The organism is Candidatus Koribacter versatilis Ellin345 (assembly GCF_000014005.1).
Taxonomy (GTDB): Bacteria; Acidobacteriota; Terriglobia; order Terriglobales; family Acidobacteriaceae; genus Korobacter; species Korobacter versatilis_A.
This window is the reverse complement of the sequence record NC_008009.1, coordinates 2,241,606-2,265,107: the sequence shown is the minus strand read 5'-3', so window position 1 is coordinate 2,265,107 and position 23,502 is coordinate 2,241,606. Positions and strand designations below refer to the sequence as shown.

25 protein-coding genes are annotated in these 23,502 nt (G+C 58.1%); 12 read left to right on the top strand and 13 right to left on the bottom strand.

Annotation, left to right across the window (positions count from 1 at the left end; translation table 11 throughout):
- The first annotated feature begins 5 nt into the window (after nucleotides 1–5).
- Genes ACID345_RS26285 through ACID345_RS09655 form a run of 3 tightly spaced genes read left to right on the top strand, consistent with a single transcriptional unit; the run spans nucleotide 6 to nucleotide 1,682 of the window.
- Nucleotides 6–794: a CD225/dispanin family protein gene (locus tag ACID345_RS26285; RefSeq protein WP_011522690.1), complete on the top strand. Its 789-nt coding sequence runs from the start codon at nucleotides 6–8 to the stop codon at nucleotides 792–794.
- A gap of 17 nt (nucleotides 795–811) precedes the next feature.
- Complete coding sequence (locus ACID345_RS26280; protein ID WP_011522689.1) at nucleotides 812–1,273, top strand: CD225/dispanin family protein; 462 nt, start codon at nucleotides 812–814, stop codon at nucleotides 1,271–1,273.
- Nucleotides 1,263–1,682 carry a DUF2752 domain-containing protein gene (locus tag ACID345_RS09655; protein ID WP_011522688.1) on the top strand — a complete coding sequence of 140 codons (420 nt, stop codon included), beginning with the start codon at nucleotides 1,263–1,265 and terminating at the stop codon, nucleotides 1,680–1,682. The genes ACID345_RS26280 and ACID345_RS09655 overlap by 11 nt, the downstream gene beginning before the upstream one ends.
- Nucleotides 1,683–1,729: 47 nt before the next feature.
- Here the strand turns inward: ACID345_RS09655 and ACID345_RS09650 are convergent, their stop codons facing one another.
- On the bottom strand, nucleotides 1,730–2,230 hold the full coding sequence (locus ACID345_RS09650) for a DUF4870 domain-containing protein (protein ID WP_011522687.1): 501 nt from the start codon (nucleotides 2,228–2,230) through the stop codon (nucleotides 1,730–1,732).
- Nucleotides 2,231–2,543: 313 nt separating this feature from the next.
- Between ACID345_RS09650 and aroF the strand changes: the two genes are divergently transcribed.
- Genes aroF through ACID345_RS25365 form a run of 3 tightly spaced genes read left to right on the top strand, consistent with a single transcriptional unit; the run spans nucleotide 2,544 to nucleotide 5,858 of the window.
- Nucleotides 2,544–3,611: a 3-deoxy-7-phosphoheptulonate synthase gene (gene aroF, locus ACID345_RS09645; RefSeq protein WP_011522686.1), complete on the top strand. Its 1,068-nt coding sequence runs from the start codon at nucleotides 2,544–2,546 to the stop codon at nucleotides 3,609–3,611.
- 5 nt (nucleotides 3,612–3,616) lie between these two features.
- Nucleotides 3,617–4,759 carry a beta-propeller fold lactonase family protein gene (locus tag ACID345_RS09640; RefSeq protein ID WP_187148979.1) on the top strand — a complete coding sequence of 381 codons (1,143 nt, stop codon included), beginning with the start codon at nucleotides 3,617–3,619 and terminating at the stop codon, nucleotides 4,757–4,759.
- 1 nt (nucleotide 4,760) lies between these two features.
- On the top strand, nucleotides 4,761–5,858 hold the full coding sequence (locus ACID345_RS25365; protein WP_011522684.1) for a rhomboid family intramembrane serine protease: 1,098 nt from the start codon (nucleotides 4,761–4,763) through the stop codon (nucleotides 5,856–5,858).
- Here the strand turns inward: ACID345_RS25365 and ACID345_RS09630 are convergent, their stop codons facing one another.
- Nucleotides 5,859–6,296 carry a BrxA/BrxB family bacilliredoxin gene (locus ACID345_RS09630; RefSeq protein ID WP_011522683.1) on the bottom strand — a complete coding sequence of 146 codons (438 nt, stop codon included), beginning with the start codon at nucleotides 6,294–6,296 and terminating at the stop codon, nucleotides 5,859–5,861.
- A gap of 81 nt (nucleotides 6,297–6,377) precedes the next feature.
- Here ACID345_RS09630 and ACID345_RS09625 point away from each other — a divergent pair, with 81 nt between their 5' ends.
- A complete protein-coding gene (locus ACID345_RS09625) occupies nucleotides 6,378–7,445 on the top strand; it encodes a UDP-N-acetylmuramate dehydrogenase (RefSeq protein ID WP_011522682.1) in 1,068 nt (355 codons plus the stop codon).
- Here ACID345_RS09625 and ACID345_RS09620 read toward each other — a convergent pair.
- The 5 genes from ACID345_RS09620 to miaB form a co-directional block, all read right to left on the bottom strand.
- Nucleotides 7,442–8,515: a molybdenum ABC transporter ATP-binding protein gene (locus tag ACID345_RS09620; protein ID WP_011522681.1), complete on the bottom strand. Its 1,074-nt coding sequence runs from the start codon at nucleotides 8,513–8,515 to the stop codon at nucleotides 7,442–7,444. The genes ACID345_RS09625 and ACID345_RS09620 overlap by 4 nt on opposite strands.
- Complete coding sequence (modB, locus tag ACID345_RS09615; protein ID WP_011522680.1) at nucleotides 8,512–9,186, bottom strand: molybdate ABC transporter permease subunit; 675 nt, start codon at nucleotides 9,184–9,186, stop codon at nucleotides 8,512–8,514. Before modB ends, ACID345_RS09620 begins: the two co-directional genes overlap by 4 nt.
- A gap of 60 nt (nucleotides 9,187–9,246) precedes the next feature.
- Nucleotides 9,247–9,501: a hypothetical protein gene (locus ACID345_RS09610; protein ID WP_011522679.1), complete on the bottom strand. Its 255-nt coding sequence runs from the start codon at nucleotides 9,499–9,501 to the stop codon at nucleotides 9,247–9,249.
- A gap of 80 nt (nucleotides 9,502–9,581) precedes the next feature.
- Complete coding sequence (locus tag ACID345_RS09605; RefSeq protein WP_011522678.1) at nucleotides 9,582–10,067, bottom strand: bifunctional nuclease family protein; 486 nt, start codon at nucleotides 10,065–10,067, stop codon at nucleotides 9,582–9,584.
- A gap of 24 nt (nucleotides 10,068–10,091) precedes the next feature.
- Nucleotides 10,092–11,426, bottom strand: a complete 1,335-nt coding sequence (gene miaB, locus ACID345_RS09600) for a tRNA (N6-isopentenyl adenosine(37)-C2)-methylthiotransferase MiaB (RefSeq protein WP_011522677.1) — start codon at nucleotides 11,424–11,426, stop codon at nucleotides 10,092–10,094.
- A gap of 159 nt (nucleotides 11,427–11,585) precedes the next feature.
- Between miaB and ACID345_RS26910 the strand changes: the two genes are divergently transcribed.
- Nucleotides 11,586–12,125 carry a hypothetical protein gene (locus ACID345_RS26910; protein WP_011522676.1) on the top strand — a complete coding sequence of 180 codons (540 nt, stop codon included), beginning with the start codon at nucleotides 11,586–11,588 and terminating at the stop codon, nucleotides 12,123–12,125.
- Here ACID345_RS26910 and ACID345_RS09590 read toward each other — a convergent pair.
- Together ACID345_RS09590 and pdxT are read right to left on the bottom strand one after the other, a co-directional pair.
- Nucleotides 12,122–12,601: a glutathione peroxidase gene (locus tag ACID345_RS09590; RefSeq protein ID WP_011522675.1), complete on the bottom strand. Its 480-nt coding sequence runs from the start codon at nucleotides 12,599–12,601 to the stop codon at nucleotides 12,122–12,124. The two genes, ACID345_RS26910 and ACID345_RS09590, sit on opposite strands and share 4 nt — an antisense overlap.
- Nucleotides 12,601–13,179 carry a pyridoxal 5'-phosphate synthase glutaminase subunit PdxT gene (gene pdxT, locus ACID345_RS09585; RefSeq protein ID WP_011522674.1) on the bottom strand — a complete coding sequence of 193 codons (579 nt, stop codon included), beginning with the start codon at nucleotides 13,177–13,179 and terminating at the stop codon, nucleotides 12,601–12,603. The genes ACID345_RS09590 and pdxT overlap by 1 nt, the downstream gene beginning before the upstream one ends.
- Nucleotides 13,180–13,387: 208 nt before the next feature.
- Here pdxT and ACID345_RS09580 point away from each other — a divergent pair, with 208 nt between their 5' ends.
- Genes ACID345_RS09580 through ACID345_RS26275 form a run of 4 tightly spaced genes read left to right on the top strand, consistent with a single transcriptional unit; the run spans nucleotide 13,388 to nucleotide 18,240 of the window.
- Nucleotides 13,388–14,641, top strand: coding sequence for a Fe-S-containing protein (locus ACID345_RS09580; RefSeq protein ID WP_011522673.1), 1,254 nt, complete (start codon nucleotides 13,388–13,390; stop codon nucleotides 14,639–14,641).
- Between the two features lie 3 nt (nucleotides 14,642–14,644).
- Entirely contained in the window at nucleotides 14,645–15,901 is a 1,257-nt protein-coding gene (locus ACID345_RS09575) for an ABC transporter permease (protein WP_011522672.1), read from the top strand.
- Nucleotides 15,901–17,013: an ABC transporter permease gene (locus tag ACID345_RS09570; protein ID WP_011522671.1), complete on the top strand. Its 1,113-nt coding sequence runs from the start codon at nucleotides 15,901–15,903 to the stop codon at nucleotides 17,011–17,013. The genes ACID345_RS09575 and ACID345_RS09570 overlap by 1 nt, the downstream gene beginning before the upstream one ends.
- Nucleotides 17,014–18,240, top strand: coding sequence for an ATP-binding cassette domain-containing protein (locus ACID345_RS26275; RefSeq protein ID WP_011522670.1), 1,227 nt, complete (start codon nucleotides 17,014–17,016; stop codon nucleotides 18,238–18,240).
- 16 nt (nucleotides 18,241–18,256) lie between these two features.
- Here ACID345_RS26275 and ACID345_RS09560 read toward each other — a convergent pair whose 3' ends face one another.
- From ACID345_RS09560 to ACID345_RS09545, 4 genes are all read right to left on the bottom strand, one after another.
- Nucleotides 18,257–18,478, bottom strand: a complete 222-nt coding sequence (locus ACID345_RS09560; protein ID WP_041855578.1) for a hypothetical protein — start codon at nucleotides 18,476–18,478, stop codon at nucleotides 18,257–18,259.
- Between the two features lie 227 nt (nucleotides 18,479–18,705).
- The gene (locus ACID345_RS25360) at nucleotides 18,706–20,628 is read right to left on the bottom strand and encodes a VWA domain-containing protein (protein WP_049761841.1); all 1,923 of its coding nucleotides are present in this window, start codon (nucleotides 20,626–20,628) and stop codon (nucleotides 18,706–18,708) included.
- Between the two features lie 36 nt (nucleotides 20,629–20,664).
- Nucleotides 20,665–20,880 (bottom strand): hypothetical protein, encoded by a 216-nt coding sequence (locus ACID345_RS09550; protein WP_011522668.1) that lies wholly within the window; start codon nucleotides 20,878–20,880, stop codon nucleotides 20,665–20,667.
- Between the two features lie 581 nt (nucleotides 20,881–21,461).
- Nucleotides 21,462–23,171 carry a chloride channel protein gene (locus ACID345_RS09545; RefSeq protein ID WP_011522666.1) on the bottom strand — a complete coding sequence of 570 codons (1,710 nt, stop codon included), beginning with the start codon at nucleotides 23,169–23,171 and terminating at the stop codon, nucleotides 21,462–21,464.
- Between the last annotated feature and the right edge of the window lie 331 nt (nucleotides 23,172–23,502).

The window sequence follows — 23,502 nt, the reverse complement described above, 5'->3', positions numbered from 1 at the left end:
GAATTGTGTACTGTCCAAAATGCGGCACGAATAATCCGGATGTGGTGAGCAGTTGCCAGAAGTGTGGCTATGCTTTCTTCGCGCCGACACCTCCGCAGAGCGTGCCGCAACCACAAGCGTTTACGCCTCCTCCGGCACGGCCGAATGTTCCGAACTACCTCGTGCCGTCGATCCTAGTAACGATTCTCTGCTGTCTGCCATTTGGCATCGTGGCGCTGATCTTTGCTTCGCAGGTAAATGGGAAGCTCGCGGCGGGCAACATCCAGGGAGCAATTGAAGATTCGCGGAAGGCGAAGATATGGGTCATCGTTTCGCTGGCGACGGGAATTATTCCGATGATTCTGATTTTCGCGGCGATCTTGATTCCCAACGTACTGCGATCAAGAAATGTTGCGAACGAGGCATCCGCGGTAGGCAGCGTACGAACGATCAACACTGCCGAATACACCTACGCGCACACTTATCCGCACGTTGGATATACGTGCACGATCCAGGAATTGGGCTCGGGGCTGGAAGCCGGATCGAATGTTTGCGCAGTTCCGAACGGACGCAGCCAACGCAGCGCGTGCCTGATCGACAACACGCTATCGGGCGGAGTGAAGTCAGGGTATCTGTTCACGCTCGAGAACTGCGCCGGAGACAGCGCGATGACGCATTACGAGGTAATCGCTCGACCGATACAGCAAGGTGCGGGTGGGCGTACATTCTGCAGCGACCAAACTGGGATTATTCGATACACCACCACATCTCGAACACTGGAAGGGTGCCTTACTAACGGCACACCGCTGCGATAAGACATTCTGGAGGAACCGTGTTCTGTACAAAATGCGGCACGCGCAACGACGAAAACGCCACCACATGCATCCAGTGCGGCAACGCGCTGCGTCCGGCATCTTTCGGGACGCCGCTGACCCCACCCACGCCTCCACTCGCTCCGCCACAAACGCCTCTGCCGGTGCAGCAATACCAGGCACCGATTGCGCAGGGCTACGCAGCACAACCTCCAATGGCGGTGCAGATTCCGAACTACCTGATCCAGTCGATCCTGGTAACGATCTTCTGCTGCCTGCCGTTCGGGATTGTGTCCATCATCTTCGCGGCGCAGGTGAACTCGAAGGCAGCAGCGGGCGACATTGCTGGCGCGATGCAGTCTTCGAAGCAGGCGAAATTGTTCGCTTGGATTGGATTCGGTTGCGGCGGTGCGGTCGTCCTGATTTACGCGATACTGATCTTCGTGGTTGGTATCGCCGGCATCGCGCGCCATGCTCACTAGCCTTGCACAAGACGAACGGCGGTTGATGAAGGTCTCGGCTGCGATCCTTGGAGCGATGATCGTGGCCGTCACCTTCGCACGCCCTGGACACCGCGGGATATTGCCTCCATGTCCGTTTCATGCGCTGACGGGCTTCTTCTGCCCGGGCTGCGGATCGACGCGGGCGTTGTATCTGCTCGTACATGGGCATCCGCTGGCCGCATTCGGCGAGAATGCACTCGCTGTGACGCTGCTGCCCTTCCTGATTTACGAGTTGTTGGCCGTGCTCTCACGGCGGCTGCCGGTGATCAGCACGCGGCTGCGGCCCTGGGCGGTGTGGACGCTGTTTGCCGTCGTGCTGGCCTTCAGCATCTTGCGCAATATTCCGGGTGCGCCATTCAACCTCCTGGCGCCAACCGATCTTCGCTAAAAGCAAAACGCCCGCGCGCGGCGGGCGTTCCGGAAAAACGAAATCGCCTAGACCTGTTTGTCGGCAAGAGCGCCGATGATCGGCAAATGCGGCGTTTGCATCTGGTACGCCTTGATCATCATGATGATACAGAGCGCGAAGAAACCGAGGGCGACAACTATGTCGATTGGGAACATGATGAGGCCGAGCGGTCCGCCTATCGCCGTCAAGATGAAGCCCAGGATCATGAGACCGATCCACAGTACGAACCACGCACCCGCGAGGAACAGCGACTGAAATGCATGGAAGCGAAGAAACTTGTTGCTCTTGTACGGTTCGGCAACCAACCAAATGATGTCGCAGATGAGCCCGACCGGGGAGTAGCAAAGCAGACCCGCGATGTTGTCGGCAAGCCCTGAATTTGCAGCGGCTACGGGAGCTGCAGCCGGAGCCGCCGCTGGTGCCGCCGCTGCGGCAGATCCTGCACTCGCACCAATCGGTTTTCCGCAGGATGGGCAAAACGTTGTGCCGTCTGCGACCTGAGTTCCACAACCTGGACAAAACGCCATCGAGATTCCCTCCTAGACCACCCGTGTGAGTACTGAAATTTCCGAGCTTGTCGGCGAAAACAGCCTACGCCCGAATGTGCTGCTTTCTTGTTGCGCGAACATTATCAAATTCCCATGCTGCCGGAAAGAGAATTGAGCATTTTGGCGCGGAATTACAGCTCTTAGTACCTATTCGTAACCGGTGAACATTCGGAAGAAACAGGGCCTGCACTCCGCCCTTTGCCGACCTGCCGGAGCACGGTAAACTAAGTGTTTCCCTTGTTTCCGCCGACCGATTGCGGTTTGCCGAACGCCGGGGTGCATAGGAGCCGCAATGTTAGTCGTGATGAACGCGCACGCCACCGAGGAACAGGTCGGCGCGGTCTGTAAACGGATTGAGGAACTTGGGTTCCGCGCGCATCCGATCCCGGGAGCGCAGCGGACTGCCATTGGTATTACCGGCAACCAGGGCGAAGTCGAACCTGGCGCCATCGAAGAACTGCCTGGCGTAGTGGAAGTCATCCGGGTCAGCAAGCCTTACAAGCTCGTAAGCCGAGATGTGAAGGAAGACAACACCGTCGTCCGCTTCGCGAACGGCGCGACCATCGGCAGCGAAGAACTGGCGGTCGTGGCAGGGCCGTGCGCGATCGAGAACCACAAGCAGGCCTTTGCGATCGCCGAGCACGTTGCCAAATCGGGAGTGCGGTTCTTCCGCGGCGGGGCGTATAAGCCGCGCACCTCGCCGTATTCGTTCCAGGGACTGGGCGAAGAGGGCCTGAAAATTATGGCCGAGATTCGCGACCAGTTCGGCTTGCTGATCGTCACCGAGGCAGTGGACAACGAGTCGCTCGACCAGGTTGAGAAATATGCCGATGTGATCCAGATCGGCGCGCGCAACATGCAGAACTTCTCGCTCCTCAAGCGTGCCGGACGCGCTCGCAAGCCGGTGCTGCTGAAACGAGGCATGTCGGCGACACTGGAAGAGTTCCTGATGGCTGCCGAGTACGTAATGAGCGAGGGCAACTACAACGTTGTGCTCTGCGAGCGCGGCGTGCGGACGTTCTCCGATTACACACGCAATACCCTCGACCTGAGCGTGGTGCCAGCAGTGCATCGGTTGAGCCATCTGCCGATCCTTGTGGATCCGAGCCATGGGACGGGGGTACGCAGCAAGGTGACGCCGTTGTCCCGCGCATCGGTCGCCGTTGGAGCGGATGGGCTGATCGTGGAAGTGCACAACGAACCGGACCGCGCTCTCTCCGATGGCAAGCAGTCTCTTTATCTCGAACAGTTCGACGAACTGATGACACAGGTTCGGCAGATCGCGCCGGTGGTTCAGCGCAAAGTCGCCGACCGTGGCCTGGCGCTCACGACGCGATTGAATTCGGCCAGCGCCCGATGATGCAGGTGCCCCGCTTCAGATTCCAAGCTGCGCTCGGCGCGGCGATGTTGCTGTGCCTGGCCGGCTGTCGACCTGAAAGCAATGTCTCGCCCAATGATCACGAGTTCGCCTACGTGAGCAACGGTAAGAGCGGCACCGTCAGCGTGATAGACGCCCGCTATTTTCGTCCGGTCACTACGCTCATCGTTGGCAAAGAGCCAACCGGCATCGCGATCAACCCGGTAAATAACGAAGTGTATGTGGTGAATGCCGGGTCCGATTCGGTGTCGGTGATTGACTCCGCGAAGAATGAGGTTCTGGCAACGATCGGGGTTCACAAGGCGCCGTATTTCATCTCCGTCAGCGCCGATGGGAAACGTGGCTACGTGGCGAATTCCGGGTCCGGCAATTTGTCGGTGCTCGACCTGGAGAAACATTCGGAGATCGCGACCGTCGCTGTGGGCTCAGCGCCAGGTGAGGCTGCGGTTACGCCGGACGGGAAGACGGTGGTGGTCTCGAACCGTACAGCCAATTCGGTTTCGCTCATTGACGCCGCAAAAAGCAGCGTGCGGACGACGCTTTCGGTTTGCAAGGAGCCACAGGACATCGTGGTGATGAAGAATTCGGCGAAGGCGTTTGTGGTCTGTCCGCCGACGAACCAGGTAGCGGCTATCGATCTGAAGCGCGACGTGGTGCTCGCGCTATTGGACGTTGGGGGGTCGCCGATTCAGCTCACGATAAAGCCGGATGGCGGCGAAATCTTCGTCAGCAACTTTGGCTCGAACAATATTTCCTCGATCGAGGCGTACACCAACGAAGTCGGCAACTCGTTTCCTATCGGCGACAAACCCACGATGGCCGTGACCACCAGCGACAATTCCCTGCTGTACGTGAGCGACTTCGGCTCCGATTCGGTGTCGGTGTACAGCATTGACGACGGCAAGGCGATTGATTCGATCCAGGTCGGCAGCCGTCCGGATGCGTTAGCTTTTACCAGCGACGAGTCGCACCTGCTGGTGGTCAACAGCGGCTCGGGCGACGTGGCTGTGGTGCGCACCGTAAAGACCAAGCAGAACTCGAAGATCAGCCGCGAACGCTCGCTCGTGACGATGATCCCGGTTGGCGCACAGCCCAATGCAATCGCCATTAAGAGCGTAACAACGAAATAGCATGGCTAAATGCGAACAATGCGGCGCGGAGTTCTCTAACTGGTTTGGGGATGTAAAACATCGCTGCCCCAAATGCGAGCAGCAAGCTGCCGCCCCGCAGCAGCCGCCTCCACAAGTGCTCCTGCCAGACGGCACGCTATCGCCGGCTCCGGTCCAACGCACGCTGCCCGCGCCGATCGTCACTCGCATATTGATCGGAATCAATGTGGCGGTGTTTTTAGCGATGGTGCTGCTCACACGCCAATTCGTGGAGTTCGATACTCCTACCGCGCTGCGATGGGGGGCGGATTACGGTCCGGCAACCGCCAGCGGCGAGTGGTGGCGCATGCTGACCTCGATGTTCCTGCACGGCGGTATTTTGCACATCCTGGTGAACATGTTTGCGCTGCGAAACCTTGGGTACACCGCGGAACTGTTCTACGGGCGCAAGAATTTCCTCATTATTTACATGCTGAGCGGCTTTGGCGGAAGTGCGGCAACGCTGTTGTGGCGTCCCGACAGCGTGAGCGTCGGTGCGAGTGGTGCGATTTTCGGCGTGGCCGGAGCGCTCGCAGCGATGGTGTATTTCAAGAAGCTTCCGGTAGACCGTGCATTGCTGAAACGCGACATCGGCAGTATCGGCGCTGTAATCTTCTACAACCTGCTGATCGGCGCCGCATTGCCGATCATCAATAACGCGGCCCACGTCGGCGGACTAGTTGCCGGCGCAATCCTTGGCTTCACCCTTCCTGCAATGATTTTCCGGACGGAACGGGAAAAATCGAATAGCTCGGGAACTATTGCCATCGGGATAGTAATTGCCTTGATTGTCGCAATCGGTATCACTGGACACCAGAAGCTGGCGGCGGAAGAGGAACTCTATCGCGCCGATAAGGCTTACGAGGCTGGCAAAAAGAGCGAGGCGCTGCAACACCTGGAACGCGCGGCTGCCATGCATCCCGAGACTTTCACCGCTAATTTTATGATCGGTGCGATTTATCTCGATGAAGGACAGCCCGAAAAGGCCGTTCCCTTCCTCGAGAAAGCTGTGCAATTGCAGCCTGAGAATCGGGCGGCCAAGCAGGCGCTCGACCGAGCCCGGAATTCCCTCAATAAATAGCTAGCTCTTTGCGCCAGCCGTTGCTCCGCAATACTGATCGAACGCCTGCGTAAGAAGGGCTTCGATCTGATCGGCAGTGCGGGTTTCGATGTCACTGCGCTGGATCATGTGGACCAGTTGGCCCTCGCGCAGGAAGCCAATGGATGGCGAGGACGGCGGGTAGCCGGTGAAATAGCCCCGGGCGCGATCGGTGGCTTCGCCGTCCTGACCGGCAAACACGGTGATGGAGCGGGCCGGCTTGGTCGCGTGATCAAAGGCGCGACGGATTCCCGGGCGCATTTTGCCGGCGGCGCAACCACACACCGAGTTAACTACTACCATGAGCGTACCTTCGGTACCCCGGACAGCGTCGTCCACGGCATCGGCGGTTCTTGTTTCTTCAATACCGATGCGAGTAAGTTCTTCGCGCATCGGGACCAACATGATTTCTGGATACATTCCCTCACCCCTATAACCATTTTCTACTGAGTTATTGGATGACGTCTAGCGGCATTCGATTCCGCTCGGTATCATGTCCACGTGCATACGTTGAAAGAACAAGTTCCCCTGGCCCCGTTCACTACGCTGGGCGTGGGCGGACGAGCGAATCTCTTTGCGGAAGTCACGACCGAGCAAGAGGCGCGCGAGGTTGTTGAATACGCGAAGTTCAACGATTATCCGCTGTTCGTTCTTGGTGGTGGGAGCAACGTTGTGATCTCCGACCTGGGGTGGCCGGGGATCGTGATGCACGTCAAGATCAAGGGCATCAGCCAGCATCGCGAAGACGAGCACGTAGTGTATGAGGCCGGGGCTGGCGAGGACTGGGATACCTTGGTGGCAACCACCGTCGCGCAGAATTACGGCGGCCTGGAGTGCATGAGCGGGATTCCCGGGAGTGTAGGCGGTACACCGGTGCAAAACGTGGGTGCCTACGGCCAGGAAGTGAGCGACACGATTTATCGTGTGACCGTGGTGGACCGCGAAACGGCAAAGATCCGTAATCTGACGAATACCGAATGTGGTTTTACCTACCGATCGAGCATCTTCAACACCACCCAGCGCGACCGATATGTCGTGCTCAAAGTCGGATTCTCATTGCAATGGGGCGCCGCGCCAAAGCTCGAATATGCGGACCTGAAAGCGTATTTCGATGAGCGTTCCACCACGATGCCTAAGCCAACGTTGAGCGACGTGCGCGAAGCCGTGCGCGAAATTCGACGGGCGAAAAGCATGGTGCTTGTCGAGGGCGACCCTAACGCAAAGAGCGTGGGTTCCTTCTTCAAGAACCCCGTAGTGCCGATGGATCGCTTCCTTAAACTCGACGGCGAAATGCAGGCGCGCGGCTTGCAAATGCCGAGCTATCCCGCTGACGAAGGCTATAAGAAGTTGTCGGCCGCCTGGTTGGTTGAAAAGGCCGGATTTCACAAAGGCTATGTGCACGGCAACGTCGGCATTTCGACCAAGCACTCGCTGGCGATCATCAACCGGGGCGAAGCCAAGGCTTCGGAAATTCAAGGGTTTATGGGCGTGATCCGCGACACGGTCGCGACGCGTTTTGGCTTGGACCTGGTTCCGGAACCGGTCTTTGTTGGCTTCGACCAACGCTAGGTTTCGAGCAGATGACAGGAATAGGTCTTAATCACCAGCCAGACGCTACGTCCGCCTGAGAGATTGAGCGCGACCTGCGCGCCGGGCGTAACGTGCGCTTCGAACTTTGCCCCGTTCACGTTCAATAAGAGCCTTACCAGCACTCCGCGCTGTTCGGTGGATTCCACTCTGCCCTGCAAGATATTGCGGGCGCTAATCGCGGTCGGGCGCTCTGCCGCGAGCAGAATGTCTCCGGCACGGATACCCAGCGTGCAAGTTTTGCTTTGCATCTGGGTCAGCGGGGCCTCGAGCAAAACCTCTGTGCCGGCAATCCGGCAACTCATCGTGCCTTGGTCTACATGTCCACTAACAATCTCGCAGCGCAGCAGGTTCTCGAACCCGGCAAGTTGCGCAACCGTGTTACGTATAGGCGTCGCCAGGACTTCATGGGGAGTGCCCGTCGCAGTGACCTTTCCTTCTTCCATTACGATCAGGCGTTCGCCGAGACTATAGGCCTCATCGCGATCATGCGTGACATACAGAATCGGGACTTGCCGTTGTTCGTTCCATTGGCGCAGCACTTCGATAATCGTCGTTTTGGTAGTCGCGTCGAGGGCGGCGAGCGGTTCGTCCATCAGCACGCATTGCGGCTCTGTAACCAGCGTGCGCGCGAGAGCAACCCGTTGCCGTTGCCCGGCCGACAGCTGCGCAGGCTTACGGTCAAGCATATCGCTGATTCCCATTTGCTGTGAGAGAGCATTTACAAGTGAACGATCGCCGTCTCTGATACCGAAGGCGATATTCTCTCGCGCTGTCTTATGCGGGAAGAGCGCTTGCGTTTGCAGCACGTAACCGATCTGGCGGAGATGAGTTGGGATTGCCACGCCCGAATCGGCGTCGAACAGCGTGCGCTCGCCGAGCGTCGTATTGCCTTCATCGGGCGAACTCAGCCCGGCAATGCAATCCAACAGCGTCGTCTTCCCCGCTCCGGAGGCGCCGAACAAAATGTGGAAGCCCGGTGCGCACGTGAGATCCGCATTGAGCGTGAAGCCGCTGCCGAACTGCTTGCGAACCTGGGCTCGCAGCGTCATCGCCACGGCCACACCACCCACTTGCTGCGATTCAGGCCGTACACCAGCGACAAAATGACAAAGGAAATTGCGAGTAGCAAGAGTGCCGTTTGATTGGCGGCACGATAATCGAGAGCCTGCACGAAATCGTAGATGGCTATGGAGACGGTCTGGGTCTGCCCTGGAATATTGCCGCCGATCATCAGCACCACGCCAAATTCGCCAAGGGTGTGCGCAAAAGCCAGCATCACTCCCGTCAGGATGGCGTTCTTCGAGAGTGGCAGAACCACACGGCGGAAGACTTCGAACGGCGCGGCGCCCAGGGTTGCGGCAGCGAAGAGCAGAGTTCGGTCCACGGCTGCGAATCCCGCCGCCATCGGCTGCACCGCAAACGGCAGACTGTAGAGAACCGAACCGAAAACAAGGCCTTCAAACGTGAACGCCATGGTGTGACCGGTGAGCGAGGCGTACCAGCGTCCGACCGGACTTAAGGGTCCGATCGCCACGAGAACGTAGAAACCCAGCACGGTGGGAGGCAGAACCAGAGGCAAGGCGACAACTGACTCAAGCAGAAACTTCCAGCGCGCCTTTGAGAAGGCAATCCACGCGCCAAGCGGCAACGCGATCACCAGCAGCACGGCGCTGACGATGACCGATAGCTTCAGCGAAAGAAGAAGTGCGCTCCAGGCCAATGGCGATCGTCCTTGCGCGCGGACTCACAGCGCGGTCGCACAAATTGTATAAGACAAGACTCAGGCCCGCTTCGCGGTGGCGATGTCCACCACGCACAGCACGGCGGCGACAACTAGCAGCACCGCGCCGAGAGCCGTGAGCGTCACGCCCCCAAGGGCGGGCCAGCCGGTGACAGTTACGTTCATCGCAAACGAGCTCCCCGCAATTGGGTGTGCCGCGTTGAAACCCATCGAGCCGTTCCAAAAACTGGTGATCCAGGCTATGCCTAGAGCGAGAAAGACTACCGAGCCGAGCACCATCTTTTCGCGATTCATAGTGCTGAAAGCATATGAATGGCGTGGGCCGGGCGCAATAGTTTAGAGGAAATGAAACACTTTTTTACTGGGATTGGCGGCTACATCTTGTAGCGGCCGAGATCGTCGTCGCCCAAGCCTTCGAGCCACTTGCGCAGGTCGTCTGCGGTCACGCGGTCGCTGATTTGAGCCGCCTGCTTGCTGGTCTTCAGAACCTCGTCTTCCACATAAATCGGGCAATCCACGCGCAATGCCAAGGCCAGGGCATCCGACGGGCGCGAATCGATACTCACCGGGCTTCCGTTTCGGGTAACCCAAATCACGGCGTAGAAGGTGTCTTCGCGGAGCTCCGTAACCACGACTTTCTCAACCTGTGCTTCCATGCCGAGCAGAACATTCTTCAGCAGGTCGTGGGTCATCGGTCGCGGGGTGGTGACCTTCTCAATCTCAAGCGCGATGGCGTTTGCTTCATACACGCCGACCCATATGGGCAGGACGGTGTCGCTGCCGACATCTTTCAGGATCACGATGGGCATGTTGGTCACCGGATCCATCATCAGACCACGGATTTTCATTTCGACTTCCATCGCGATTCCCTCCCCACCCCGCCTTTAGCCGACGAGTTCTCCCACCAGGCTGTTGGGGAATGCCTGGGTTACCAGCACTTGATGATATGACCCGATTTCGGGCTGCACGGTTTGCGGGACTGTAAAATTCAGTGTCTTGTTCTGTGAGGTTCGGCCAATCCATTGCGCGCGCGTCGCATTTTCGGCTTCAACCATTACTTCAATGGTCTCGCCGATGTGCTTGCGATAATTAGCACGCTGGATCTCACGCTGGTGTTCCATCAGGATCTGTAATCGACGCGATTTCTCCTGCTCGGGAACGGTGTCAATGTACTTCAGCGCCGGAGTATTAGGACGCGGCGAATACTTGAACGAGAACACACCGTCGTATTGAACGTGATCAAGCAGAGCCAGCGTCTCTTCGAATTCGGTCTCGGTTTCGCCAGGGAATCCAACAATGACGTCCGTTGTAATGCTGAGCTTCCGGTTCTTCGTCGCCTTCATCCAAGAGATACGTTCGAGATACTGTTCGCGGGTGTACTCGCGGAACATCTCGCGCAGCACTTTGCTCGAACCGCTCTGCACCGGCAGATGCACGTGGTCACAGAGCGTCGGGTGATTGTCGATCGCCTCAACGATGTCGCGAGTGAAGTCGCGTGGGTGCGAAGTAGTGAAGCGAACCCGTTTGATTCCCGTGATCTCGCCAACTGCTGTCAGCAGTTCGGCGAACGTCATCGTTCCGCTGGGATCGTGGTAGGAGTTCACGTTCTGGCCGAGCAGTTGGACATCTGTGAAGCCGGCATCGGCCATCTGGCGCGCTTCTCTCAGCACGCTCTCGGCGCTACGGCTGCGCTCTTTGCCGCGCGTGTACGGCACTACGCAGTAGGCGCAGAACTTGTCGCAGCCTTCGATGATCGTGATGTATCCGCGGTGCGCGTTGCCGCGCGCAGTGAACTCAGTCTCGAAGGTCTGGTCGGTCTCGCGGTCGTCGAGGCCAGTGATGCGCTGGCTGCCGCTCTCGATCTGCACCAGCATCTCCGCCAAATTGCGGTACGAGGCTGAACCCGCAACCAGAGAAACGTGCGGCGCACGCTCGAAGATCTTTTCGCCTTCCTGCTGCGCCACGCAGCCGAGCACTGCGAATCGCTTGCCTTCCTTTTGAAGCTGCCGGAATTCGCTCAGGCGATGGAAGACCTTCTGCTCCGCTTTATCTCGAATCGAGCAGGTGTTGTAGAGGATGAGGCCGGCGTCCAGTTCCGTCTCGACCTGACGGTAGCCTTGGGAAATGAGCGTTCCCACGACCTTTTCTGAGTCGTGAAAGTTCATCTGGCAGCCAAAGGTCTCAATATAGAAGGTTTTTGGGTCGGAACTCACAGGCACATCCTTGCGCTCCAGTATAACGAAATTCTGAAAGACACACTTATCAACGGCTCTCGAACGGCTCTCGGAGCTTTCGAGTGTGACACTTCGGAAAGTGCCACAACCGGTTCATTGCTTAGAACGCAAACGAGCTACTTTGCAGCGTTGGGAGGGCAAGCCATGCGTTCTGTTATCGCTGCGCTGCTTTCGATTTTCCTCGGTATTGCGCCGGCCGTTGCCCAGCCTTCGGGTGACTGGATCAAAGTCGAGAAAATACCGTTCGAATCCGTGCTCCGGGTGGAGTTGTGGAACGGGGACGAGTATGTCGGGCTGTTTCACTCTGCGGATGACACCGTCCTCCGCCTCAAGGTTCGCGATCCGAACCAGAACGGACTGACGGTCCGGCGGGAGGTTTCGCGCCATCAAGTCCACGTTGTTGAACAACTTGGCGGCAAGCATGTGGATCCCTACAAGTACCTGAGTACCGGCCAGATTGTGGGCGGTGCCGCCGGTGCAGCGAGCATCGGAATAGCCGCGGGACGGGCTTGGCCGTTAGGTGTCCTGATAGGAGGACTGGCTGGCGCGGCGATTGGCACTGCCGTGGGAGGCACCGTTGGGATTGTCGCCAACACGAAGAACCATCGGCGCAAGATCATTTACATGGCAAACCAGGCTCCAGCGAAATCCGAATCAACTTCGCTGCCGGCCGTGGTTTTCTAGGTGCTTAACAGCTTCTCCACGTCCGCCGCGATGCGCGCCGGGATCGTCTGCGGAGCGTAGCGGTCCACCACGTTGCCCTGCTTATCTACCAAGAACTTGGTGAAGTTCCACTTGATGTTGTTGGTGAGCAGGCCGCCTTTTTCGGACTTAAGGAACTTGTACACGGGATGCTCGTTCGCCCCGTTCACTTCGATCTTCGAGAAGATCGGGAACGTTACGCCGTAGTTGACCTCGCAGAAAGAAGCGATCTCTTTGTCGCTGCCCGGCTCCTGGTGGCCGAACTGGTCGCAGGGGAAGCCGAGGATCTCGAAGCCCTGGTTCTTATACTTCTCGTAGAGTTCTTGCAGACCCTTGTATTGCGGCGTGAAACCGCATTCGCTAGCCGTGTTCACAACGAGCAACACTTCGCCCTTGTAGTCGGAGAGCTTCTTTTCCTTGCCGTTATTCAGCGTGGCAGACAAATCGTACAGGCCCATCACTTTTCTCCTGAGTTTCCGTTGCGCACCATTTTGAGGAACAGTTCATGGACGCGCGTGTCGCCCGTGAGTTCGGGGTGGAAGGTCGCGGCCAACACCTTGCCTTGGCGAACGAGAACGGGATGCCCGTCACGCTTGGCTAGCACCTCGACGCCCGGCCCAACCTCTTCGATTCGCGGCGCGCGGATGTAAACCATTTCCATCTCGCCACCCGGCAGCGAGCATTCACTGGTGAGGATGGCGCTCTCGATCTGGCGTCCGTAGGCGTTACGGCGCACCCGGATGTCGAGCGCGCCCGTTCCCTTCTGTGCGGGGTTCTCAACCTGCTTGGCCAGCATGATCGCGCCGGCACAGGTGCCGAAGGACGGCTTGGTGGTGACGAACTTCCTCAACTCCTCGAAGCCGGCATCGCCAAGCAGTTTTAGGAAGGTGCTGGATTCGCCGCCAGGGATGACGAGGCCCTCGATTTCGCGCAACTGCTCCGGCTTGCGCACCATGACCACATCCGCGCCAAGCCTCTCCAGCACCTGGCGGTGGGCATCGAAGTCGCCCTGAAGTGCAAGGACACCGATTTTCATCGTACGGCTAGATTAACAAAGCGAGCTCCGGATGCGGTGGTAGGGCGCAATGGAGGCTGGGCGAGAACGCCATTTACTGCAAGGAGTTGCCGTTGGGCTTGTCACACAGACGTGTGACGGCGAGTCATTGACCGGGCTGGAGGCGCGCCATATAATATTAAATGAAAATGAAATTCATTTTCATTTACCGAAAGCGGGTCCACCTTTCATGATCGAGGCCCTCGTCATAACCCTGCGCGAAGGCGTAGAAGCGGCACTTATTATCGGCATCACCCTCGCCTATCTCAATAAGATCGGGCGCGGCGAACTTAAAAAGTATGTCTACAGCGGGTTAGGCGCTGCCGTCCTCGGCAGCATTGCCACCGCCATCGTGGTTTCACGGCTGAACCTGAACACCGACATCGTGGAAGGCTGGGTGATGCTGGTCGCCGCGGTCTTCGTCATCAGCATGGTTGTCTTCATGATGAAGACAGGCCGCCGCATGAAGAGCGACATTGAAACGAAGATTGGTTCCCTCACCTCGCGCGGTTCACAAATCGGCCTGTTTCTTTTCGTGTTCCTGATGATCCTGCGCGAGGGAGTCGAGACCGTCCTAATCCTCTCCGCGGTCTCCCTGAACACGACTGAGCTCTTGAACTTTCTCGGAACCCTGATCGGAATCGCACTAGCCGTTGCTTTCGGCGTGATGTTTGTCCGGGGGACCGTAAAGGTCAATCTCCAGAAGTTTTTCAAGGTCACCACTGTGATCCTGTTCTTTGTTGCGTTCCAGTTGGTCGTCTCCGGCCTGCATGAGCTCTCCGAAAACGGCGTGCTGCCATCGAGTAAGCAGGAGATGTCGATGATCGGTCCCATCGTACGCAACGACATGTTCTTCTTCGTGACGATCCTGGTGCTCGCTGCGATGATGGTGCTCTTCGAATACCGTCACCGCGCAGCCGCAGTCGTTCAGAACGCCAACGCTGCCGAACGACGCAAGGCGGAATGGACGGCGCGTCGCGAGCGCTTCTGGGCTTCGGCTCTCTACATCTGCTCGTTCGTCTTCATCATCATGGTGACGGCACAGTTCATCTATGCGAAAAGCGCCTCTGCCCTGTCGCCTGCGACTTTGGTCAATTTCACTGATGGCAAGGCGACGATTCCGCTCTCCCAGGTGGCCGATGGACACCTGCACCGCTACGAGACGACCATTGGCGGAACCGAAGTGCGCTTCTTGCTTTACCAGAAGCCAGATGGCAAGATCGCGACCGTCTTTGATGCCTGCGAGATCTGCGGCCCGGTTGGCTTCTACGAATCGCAGCAGGGACTGACGTGCAAGAACTGCGCAGCGCCAATTAATCCGCAGTCGGTAGGGACGTCGGGCGGATGCAACCCGGTTCCGCTGAAGTCGGTAACAACGACAGATTCGGTGATCCTGACGGCAGCCGATGTGAACGGCGGCCTGCACCTCTTCCAGAAGAAATAGGCAATGTTCCTTCGGCTTGTTTACCAGTCGTTTCGACGGCAGCAGCGGCGCAAGTTGCTCGCGGGGGTGTCGATTGCGTTAGGCGTAACCGTGGCGACTGCGATGATCGCTGTGGCCACCGACATCGGCGACAAGATCAATCGCGAACTGCGCAGCTACGGCGCGAATATCGCGGTCACCCCGCAGGCCGACACGTTGGAAGTGCGCATCGGCGGCGTAGATCTGAAGCCGGTAAACGACGGCGCATATCTCGCCGAAAAAGATCTCCCCGAGATCAAGGGCATCTTCTGGAGAAACAATATCCAGGGTTTCGCGCCGTTTCTTCCGGTGCCAGTAACGCTCTCCAACGGCGCGCGAGCCGATCTCGTCGGCACGTATTTCGAGAAGCAACTTCGCTACGGCAAAGAAGATTTCACCACCGGCGTGCGCAAGATATCGCCGTGGTGGAAGGTCGCGGGCGAATGGCCCAAAGACGATTCAAGCGATGTACTCGTCGGAGCGACGCTGGCCAACTCACTCGGAGTAAAAGACGGGGATCACGTTGATATTGGCGCTCGTTCCCTACAGGTTTCCGGTGTATTGAATACCGGCGGGGCGGAAGATAACCAGATCATCGCGCCGATGACCTTGGCGCAGGCTGTACTGGGACGCCCAGGGGTCGTGAAAAACATCCAGGTCAGTGCGCTGACCAAGCCGGAAGACGATTTTGCCCGCAGGAACCCGAAAGCACTGAGCAAGACCGATTTCGATCGCTGGTTTTGCTCGCCTTATGCGAAATCCATCGCGTTTCAGTTGCAGGAAGCAATTCCCGGAGCACGCGCGGTGGAGATCCGCCAGGTATCGCAGAACGAAGGCAATGTGCTCTCGCGCATTGAAGGGCTGATGTTGCTGGTGACGATCGCAGCTCTTCTCGCATCTGCACTCGCGGTTTCTGCGGCGATGGCGACAGCGATCCTCGAACGCCGCAGCGAAGTCGGCTTGATGAAAGCCATGGGAGCAGCAAACTCAGCAATCGCCGGTCTGTTCTTCACCGAAGCGGCGCTGCTCGCTCTCATAGGCGGCGCTGTCGGCTTCGGCATTGGAGCCCTGCTGGCACGGCGTATCGGACTCTGGATCTTCGGGTCACAGGTTTCGATCTCGCCTGTGCTCTTCCCTGTCGTGTTGACGATCGCAGCAATCGTGACGTTCGTCGGGAGCGCGGCATCCATTCGTAAAGCCCTGCGTTACGAACCCGTGATGGTGCTGCGAGGTGAGGCGTAGTGGCGCGCCGCGGCAACTCCGGCATGTTCCTGCGCATGATGATGCGTGCGGCGCTCGTGCGCAAAGGCAGCGCTATGGCGGCGCTGCTAGCAGTGGTCGTCGCCGCATCGGTCGCAACCGCGATGCTGAACATCTATGTCGACATGCAATCAAAGCTGCAGAAAGAGTTCCGCAATTATGGGGCGAATATCATCATCGTCGGCAGGGATGGCGGTTCTCTCCCAGAAGATGCGCTCGGGACTGTGGACAAGACATTAGCGGGACGCGGGACTGCTGTTCCGTTCAGCTATGCTGTCGCCAAGAGCGCGAACGAGAAGCCGGTCGTCGTTGCAGGAACGGACTTCGCCCGGGTTAAGCAATTAAATCGCTGGTGGTCTGTGGCGGTTTGGCCCGAGAAGCCGATGTCTGCCCTGGTCGGTGCGCGGGCGATGGAAAATCTTTCGCGCGACGGCGCTCCGTTTTCGCTGACCTTTAACGGCAAGGCCCTGCAGATCTCGCCCGCAGGGACGCTCAACACCGGAGCGGATGAAGATAGCCGCGTTTATCTTTCGCTTCCCGACTTCACCGCGTGGGCCGGCCTGCAGCCTTCGACCATCGAAGTCGGAGCAAATGGTACCGCAGCGGAAGTCGAAGCCATTCGAGAGCAACTTGTGGCAGACCTACCCGCTGCTGAGGTTAAACCCGTCCGCCAGATCGTCGAAGCCGAAGGCCGTGTTCTCGGAAAAGCGCGCGCCGCGTTGCTGGCATCGGCCATCGTCATCATCGTTACCGCGATTCTCTGCGTGGTAGCGACGCTCACGGCCTGGGTCATGGAACAGCGTAAGAATTTCGCCATCATGAAAGCACTTGGTGCTTCGGAACGAATCATCACCGGCTTCTTCGCCGCCGAAGCCGCTGCGCTCGGCGTTGTCGGCGCAATTGCAGGCTTCGTTGTCGGACTCGGCGTCGCCGCGTGGATTGCGCGGGCAAACTTTCAGGCTGCAATCACGCCGCGGTTTTCTGTGTTGCCGATGGTGCTTGTCGGCAGTGTTGCGCTGGCGCTGATTTCAGCCCTGCTGCCGATCGGCCTGTTGCGTCGGGTGCAGCCTGCTACCATTTTGAGGGGTGAGTAAATGATCCGGCTGGAACACGTCAGCAAGCTGTACCCTGCACGCGCCGAGCGCGATGCCGCCATGCTCAAGGCGCTTGACGACGTGAGCTTGCACGTGAATCCCGGCGAGTGGCTCGCCGTCATGGGCCCTAGCGGCTCCGGCAAATCGACGCTCGTCAATCTCATCGGTTGCCTGGACCAGCCGAGCAGCGGCGCCATATGGCTCGACGGCGAAAACGTCGCAGAACTGCCGCCTTCTGAACTGACTCGCGTACGGGCTGAGAAGATTGGCTTCGTCTTCCAGCAATTCCATCTGATTCCGTATCTCACCGCGATTGAGAACGTCATGCTCGCGCAATACTTTCACAGCATGACCGACGAGCAGGAAGCGCGCCAGGCGCTGGAGCGCGTGGGTCTGGCTGATCGCGCCAATCATCTTCCCTCGCAGCTCTCCGGCGGCGAACAGCAGCGCGTTTGCATTGCGCGCGCTCTTATCAACGACCCCAAGATCATCCTCGCCGACGAGCCCACCGGCAATCTCGACGCTCAGAACGAAGAGATCGTGCTCCGACTCCTGCGTGAACTCCACGACGCCGGACGCACCATCGTGATGGTCACGCATGATCCTGTAATGGCGCGCCTCGCGGATCGCATGATCGAGTTGCATCACGGCCGCTTGAGCCACGAACAGATCTTCTCGCTTAACGACCAGGAACAGTTCGACGAATTACTCGAAGAAATCTGGGTCACGGAAGAACACGGCGAACTTGCCGAGGTTGGTCGCCTCGACGATCACGGCGCGTTGCCCGTCCCCATTGCTGTCGAAAAGATGGTCGAGCTCGGACTCTTGACCATGCAGAAACACGGCCCAAAGTCGCACGGACACAAGCGCGTCATCAATCCGTGCCACGACGCAATCCGTCAGCAGCAACACGTTCTTCCTGAGGACGGCGAGTTCATCGTGCAGTTCACCCAGCGCGGCCGCGAGATGGCGGAGAGCATCATTCGCCGTCACCGTCTTGCGGAGCGGCTCTTCACGCAAAGCTTTCAAATGCAAAACCAGGAAGAGATCGAGGAGCAGGCCTGCAAGTTCGAGCACATCCTCTCACCAGAAGCGACCGAGAAGATATGCACCTTCCTCAATCACCCGCGGGCGTGCCCGCATGGCGCGCCGATCCCAATGGGAGCATGTTGCCGGGCTGCACGGTTACTCGGGCACGATGCCGTCGAGGAAAACGTTCGGCAATAGCTATTTGCAGGTGAGTTCAGTTGCACGTGAGCTTAGCCGACGCTTGCGCGGTTTGGCCGCTGAGCTTCTGGGTCGCCGTTACCGTCACCACACCGGACGTTGCGTTCGCACAGGTCGCGAGTCCGGGCATCGTGTTACTGAACTGGACATCCGCAGGATCGGAAGATACCCAGGTTTGCATAAACGCTTGTGGAGGAACTGAGCATCCCATGGGCACCCGGCCGCCGCTGAGTTTCATTTGGAACTGCGCTTGATTTCCTGGCGCCGCTGCGGCGTGATCAGCCGTCGCACTCGCGGGCGTAACCGCACCGGAGGGGGGCGAAGGTGTGCAATCCAAGTGGTCTGAGCCACAGCCCCAACAGCATAGTGTGGAAACAGTCGCAACAAAAAGACTCGCTCGTGTTCTCAAGCGTTTTTCCATGGCAACAATTCGCCCCAGGATCGAAGCGCTCTTAACACCGAGAATCAATTCGCGGGCTTCTCTGTCGCGTAGTAGCCGCTGCGCGAGACCACATGCAGTTTACGTCCATCTTTCTCTGCCGCTACTTGCACCCGGCGATAGCTGCCGTCCCGTTTAAATCCTGAAGGCTTGTATGTGATGAGATATCGACTACGGATGACTTGCTGGAGATCGTTCAAGCTGCTGTTGAGCCACCGCACTGATCCGGGAGTGAAGGCTGCGCCGCCGGTCATCTCCGCCAGTGTTTTCAGAGCGCGCACGCCGACCGGAGGCTCCTCCGAACGTTGCGTAATTTCAAGCGTGTTGATTGCGTAAACCGCCACCTCTTCACTCTGGGCGCGTTGGATCGCCTGTTTTGCCGTGGTGGCGCTTGAGTTGTCTTCTCCATCACTGATGACAATAAGGATCTTCGCCACCGGCTGCCTCTCCGGATGGCTAGCCAGTTTCTCCGCCGCGAAATTCACTGCATCCCAAAGCGCTGTACCACCGGAGGGAGCAAAGGCCTGAATGCTGTGGGCAATTTGCTTCGAATCGTGCGTAAAGTCCTGCGCCATGAGAATGGAGTTCGAGAATCCGACAACGAAACCGAGATCTTCGGGGCCAGTAAGGACTCTCTGAAGAAATTCGCCAGCCGCGTCCTGCTCGAACTTGAATCGGCCCGCGATGGAAGCACTGGTATCAATCACCAATCCAATGCGTAAGGGGAGCTGAGCCTCATTGCGGAAGCCGGTGACCAGCGCAGGAGCGTGGCGGCCATCCAACAGCTTGATGTCTTTCACGTCGAGATCAGGCACGGCCCTTCCGTGGTCGGTCGCAGCAAAGAGGACCGCCACCTCATCGGTGGAGGCGTGGAATGTGTAGCCGGTCGTGCCACCTGCAGACTCGGGCGTGGCGACCGAAGCTACTCCCTCACCAGCAGCATCCTGTTGGGTACGGTCCAGAGCATCCGCATCGTTGAGCTGTGCTAACTCTTTCTGATCTTGCTTTTTCTTTTGCTCAGCATCCTCGTCGTCGGACGGTACTTGGAGAGAGACTTTCGAGACGAGAGTCAGGTCGCCGCTCTCAACACGGGTCGTCTTCTTGGAGTGAACGCCTTCATCTTGCAACTGTTGCATCAAGCTTTTCGCTTGGATCGCCGCTGGTGATTTTGGGTCCTCTTTCATCAGAAGCCGGAGTTCTCGCTGCGCATACGCCGGGTTTCCTTGTGCATCCCAGGCAGCTGCGGCGTAGAAATGAACCAGCGCAGCGCCACTGTGTTTGCGGGCATGTACGTCATCCGCCGTGGCAACCACAGCTTGATAGTTGTTGTTCATATATTGGCTGTATGCGAGGGCTGCTTTCACCTGAAAATCAAGAGGCGCCATGGAAGAAGCTTGTGTTATGTCTCGCTCTGCGCCGGCGTAATCCTTGAGAGCCAGTTCCGCGCAGCCCATGTTCAGATAAGAATTGGGCAGGTGGTCGTCGAGCGATATTGCTTCGGCAAACGCTGCGCGCGCCTCATCGCTTTGACCCAGACCTAAATGAGCTGCTCCGAGCGCATTGAACGCCGACACGTAACTCGGATAGATCGCAGTCGCTTTTTCGAGATGACCCAAGGCCTGGGTGAAGTCTTTCTTCGCGAGCGCCTGATACCCCTTTTCATACTCCTGACGCGCTTTGCCCGGTGCCTTCAGATCCAGCTTAGAAAGCGCAATGGTAGGGTTTTCTAATGGGCTATGATTCAAGCTATCGATCAGCGCGATATTGCTGTCCATTACCGTGGCTTGGACAAGGTTCAACCCCGCGCCCGTAGTAATGGCGGCTGGATTGGACGCGGGAAAGCTCAGCACCTGAGCACAAGCCCATCCGCTCAGCACAAGCAGCGAATATAAAATGGAAACGCTTCGCGACACGGAAATCACCTCAACGGCGGTGACGGAGCGGTGCAAGTGTAATTGGAAACCGGCTTTTCGTTTGTAAAAACTTCAGTGGCGCTCCAGGCTGCTCTCCCTGGCTTCCGGCTTGACCTGCTTGCCACCTCCGCGCGTCAACCCATAGACCCGGAGCACGTCCTCAGCGTCCACCACGCCGATGAGCACATCCGGGCGGAGTCGGCCCACCACCGGCAGCAGCGCGGCGCCGCCACCGAGTCTCTCCAGTGCAAGCGAGAGTGGCTGGTCGGGGATACGTCCGATATCCACAGGCTAAGACCGCGAGTTCGGACACGGTCTTCTCGCCGTCTCCTCCTGCTACTGCGCGCGTGACCATCGGCGTGGTGACCACGCCGTAGAGTTCCTGCCCCGGTCCGGTGATGGCAAACGCCTGCTGTGTGAACCGGGATGCCTCTTGTAACGCGCGCTTCGCTCCACTGTGGATCGAGCACCGCGCGCCGTGGACGCATGGCGGCCTCGACTATGAGATCGCCGAGGTTCTCTTCACCTTTTTCTGGAAGATGAATGCCGTCCTGTGGTGCCAGCGTGTCGAAGAGCGACTCACGCTAGAAGCTGCGCGCGACCGCGAAGGAAATGACGTTCGCGATCATCAGCGACAGCATGATCTGGTAGTCCTGCGCCACCTCGAAGATCATGAAGATCGAGAATGGGAGTGACCTTCGCATCGGCAACATCGTGTCCGAAATGCGCTCACGCGAATGTTCCCATCGCGCCGCCGAGCATTGCGCCAGCAAGGCAATGGAGCAAACGGTCTACCGGGCGCGTGCTGCGGTGCATTAGGATTCGTAGCAGCGTAGGGCGAGGAGAGGACGCGGATCACGCTGGTCAGGTTAACTCCCTTGGCCAACACCGTATGAAACCAACACATCATGCAAGGTCACGATGCCTTCAAGCTGGTGGACATTCGCCCGATTCACGACCGGCAAGATTTCGACCTGGTTCGCACCCATGCGATCAAGCGCCAAGTCCAAGCCATGGTCGGCGTGGACATGTGGAAAATCAATTGGGTTCACAAAATCCCCAAGCGTCTTGTCCGCGTCAATTGCTCTGTCCATGTTCGCAAAATTGATCACACCAACCACACCTCTCGCGTCTGCCACCAACCAAGTTTGAACCTTACTGGAGCCTACCTGCTTCATCGCTTCCCCAAGCGTCATTTGGGCAGAGAGCGTCTCCGTTGGAGGACGCATGATTCGCATCACTTGTCGCCGATCGCGGTGCCGGCGTGACTCTGAGGAAGGCAGGTGAACGCCGTCCTGAATTGCAAGGGCTTCATAGATCGGCCTTTTCTGAAGGCGCGAGGCAATAAAGAGACTAACCAAATTCGAGATCATCAGCGGGACAATGACCGCGTAGTCCTGGGTCATTTCGAAGATCATCAGCACGGAAGTCATTGGCGCACGCACGATACCGGCAAACACCGCCCCCATTCCGACCAGCGCATACGCCCCCGGCATTGCAGTGTGCAGCGGAAACAGGCGATGGGCCAGTGTCCCCACGCAGCCGCCCAACATCGCCCCAATGAACAGCGCTGGGCCAAAGATGCCACCGGCATTGCCGGAAGCATAGCTGATAGTGACGGTAACAAGTTTCATGAGCACTAGTAGTGCCATGAGTTCCAGCGCCATTTGGCCGTTCAGCGCCTTTCCGACATACCCATACCCAACGCCCAAGACCTGCGGCACAAACCATCCCAGCAATCCCACGGACAGACCGCCCGCGACGGGTTGGAACCAGAGTGTTTTTTTAGAGAGACCGAGAAACCATTCCCGCATACCTAGCAAAAGTCTTGTAAAAATTGCTGAAACCAAACCCCCAGCCACGCCTAGAACTGCGTAAACGGCAAATTCCGCAGGATGAACCAGTTCGTATTGTGGAACTTTGAATAGCGGGCTGTTGCCGAGCATGAGGCGGAGCACCATCCAAGAGGTTGCGGAAGCGATCACCACCCCGCCCATCACAGGCGCGTTAAGATCGCCGACGACCTCTTCCAGCGCAAACAACACCGCAGCCAAGGGTGTGTTAAACGCGGCGGCGATGGCTGCAGCTGCGCCGATAGGCAGAAGCGCTTTGACTTTTTCGGGGCGCAGTCCGAGGCGACGTCCGAGCACGGAGGCAATGCCAGCGCCCACTTGAACGGAAGGCCCTTCGCGCCCGAGCGGAATTCCACTCGCCAGGGTCGCGGAGGTACAAAAAAACTTTCCTAAGACAGTGCGAAGTGTGATCTTGCCGTCGCGCGCATACAGCGCCGCTTTGGTCTGCGGTACGCCACTGCCTCTGGCATCAGGAAAATAGCGGAATAACAGGTAACCAATACCCAGAGAGCCAAACACTGGAAACAGGACGTGCCGCCAGGAAGCACCGCCTGCTGGATACAACCGCATCCCCTCTCTTTCCGTCAGAAGAATGAATGCGACAACCGCCAGGCCCGTGACAGCGCCAATGACCAGTGCGAGCAACAGGATTAGCCTGTCTTCATATTGCTCCCACTTTCTCAAGCGCGTTAACAGCGGGGTCGTCTCATGTCCACTTTCGCTCATATTGACAGCATACCTTTCCAATCGGACTGTCTCATTGCGATTTATGCTGAATCTCCAAAAGTTGCCGATCAAGACTCCCGATCCCGCCACACTACAATGGCGCCAGCTGTGATTTCATCGAAGCTTGACGACGCTATTGGGATGGTCAGATTGCCGGATCGGGCAGAACGACAGTTTGTGTATTCCGATCCAGTCACCTGGGAGTTTTCAACGGCAAGAAGTGCGAGGAGTGCGACCGCTCCGTGATTTTCAGAATAGCGCAAAAACAGAACGGGAGAGGCTGGTTGTCCTCTCCCGCAGTTTCAGTCCGCTTTACTCTCTTGAGGCTGGT

Coding starts and splice junctions, on each gene's coding strand:
- ACID345_RS26910 (WP_011522676.1), top strand. CDS start 11,586: ATGCGTTCTGTTATCGCTGCGCTGCTTTCGATTTTCCTCGGTATTGCG.
- ACID345_RS09610 (WP_011522679.1), bottom strand. CDS start 9,501: ATGAATCGCGAAAAGATGGTGCTCGGCTCGGTAGTCTTTCTCGCTCTA.
- ACID345_RS26275 (WP_011522670.1), top strand. CDS start 17,014: ATGATCCGGCTGGAACACGTCAGCAAGCTGTACCCTGCACGCGCCGAG.
- pdxT (WP_011522674.1), bottom strand. CDS start 13,179: ATGAAAATCGGTGTCCTTGCACTTCAGGGCGACTTCGATGCCCACCGC.
- ACID345_RS09575 (WP_011522672.1), top strand. CDS start 14,645: ATGTTCCTTCGGCTTGTTTACCAGTCGTTTCGACGGCAGCAGCGGCGC.
- ACID345_RS09630 (WP_011522683.1), bottom strand. CDS start 6,296: ATGTATCCAGAAATCATGTTGGTCCCGATGCGCGAAGAACTTACTCGC.
- ACID345_RS09590 (WP_011522675.1), bottom strand. CDS start 12,601: ATGGGCCTGTACGATTTGTCTGCCACGCTGAATAACGGCAAGGAAAAG.
- ACID345_RS09655 (WP_011522688.1), top strand. CDS start 1,263: ATGCTCACTAGCCTTGCACAAGACGAACGGCGGTTGATGAAGGTCTCG.
- ACID345_RS09650 (WP_011522687.1), bottom strand. CDS start 2,230: ATGGCGTTTTGTCCAGGTTGTGGAACTCAGGTCGCAGACGGCACAACG.
- ACID345_RS09545 (WP_011522666.1), bottom strand. CDS start 23,171: ATGAGCGAAAGTGGACATGAGACGACCCCGCTGTTAACGCGCTTGAGA.
- ACID345_RS09605 (WP_011522678.1), bottom strand. CDS start 10,067: ATGGAAGTCGAAATGAAAATCCGTGGTCTGATGATGGATCCGGTGACC.
- ACID345_RS09620 (WP_011522681.1), bottom strand. CDS start 8,515: ATGACGCTGCGAGCCCAGGTTCGCAAGCAGTTCGGCAGCGGCTTCACG.
- aroF (WP_011522686.1), top strand. CDS start 2,544: ATGTTAGTCGTGATGAACGCGCACGCCACCGAGGAACAGGTCGGCGCG.
- ACID345_RS25365 (WP_011522684.1), top strand. CDS start 4,761: ATGGCTAAATGCGAACAATGCGGCGCGGAGTTCTCTAACTGGTTTGGG.
- ACID345_RS09580 (WP_011522673.1), top strand. CDS start 13,388: ATGATCGAGGCCCTCGTCATAACCCTGCGCGAAGGCGTAGAAGCGGCA.
- ACID345_RS09560 (WP_041855578.1), bottom strand. CDS start 18,478: ATGAAACTCAGCGGCGGCCGGGTGCCCATGGGATGCTCAGTTCCTCCA.